Annotated in this window: 1 protein-coding gene; it reads left to right on the forward strand. The window is 69.1% G+C overall.

Annotated features, from left to right (window positions below):
* Positions 1-758, forward strand: a 758-nt coding sequence (locus I8746_RS26865; protein WP_221101221.1) for an AMP-binding protein, incomplete at both ends; no start/stop codon positions are given.

Genomic DNA, 758 nt, shown 5'->3' on the forward strand with positions numbered 1-758 from the left:
CTGATGACCGGTGCACGGCTGGCCCTGGCGGCGCCGGGGGAGCATCGCGAGCCGGAGCGGCTGATCGACACCATCGAGCGCCACCAGGTCACCACTTTGCATTTCGTGCCGTCGATGCTGCAGGTGTTCGTCCGCGAGCCGGGCCTGCAGCGCTGCCACAGCGTGCGGCAGGTGATCTGCAGCGGCGAGGCGCTGGCGGTGGACACCCAGCAGCAGGTGTTCAGCCACCTGCCCGGTGCCCGCCTGCACAACCTGTACGGGCCGACCGAGGCAGCGATCGACGTCACCCACTGGACCTGTGTCGACGAGGGGCGTGACAGCGTGCCGATCGGCCAGCCGATCGCTAACCTGTACACGCACATCCTTGGCCCGGCGTTCGAAGCCTTGCCCCAGGTGGCCATGGGCGAGCTGATGCTCGGTGGCCAGGGCCTGGCGCGTGGTTACCATCGTCGCCCGTCGCTGACGGCCGAGCGTTTCGTGCCCGACCCGTTCGGCAGCCACGGCCAGCGGCTGTACCGCACCGGGGATTTGGCGCGCTACCGCGACAGCGGGGTGATCGAATACTGCGGGCGCATCGACCATCAGGTGAAGGTGCGCGGGCTGCGTATCGAACTGGGTGAAATCGAGGCACGGGTGCTGGAGCACCCGCAGGTGCGCGAGGCGGTGGTGCTGGCCCAGGACAGCGGGCATGGCCAGCAGCTGGTGGCCTACGTACTGGCCGAAGAGCAGGGCATGGCAGTGGACGCCGCCGAACTGCG

It is taken from the genome of Pseudomonas sp. USTB-Z, from assembly GCF_019691255.1.
Taxonomy (GTDB): Bacteria; Pseudomonadota; Gammaproteobacteria; order Pseudomonadales; family Pseudomonadaceae; genus Aquipseudomonas; species Aquipseudomonas alloputida.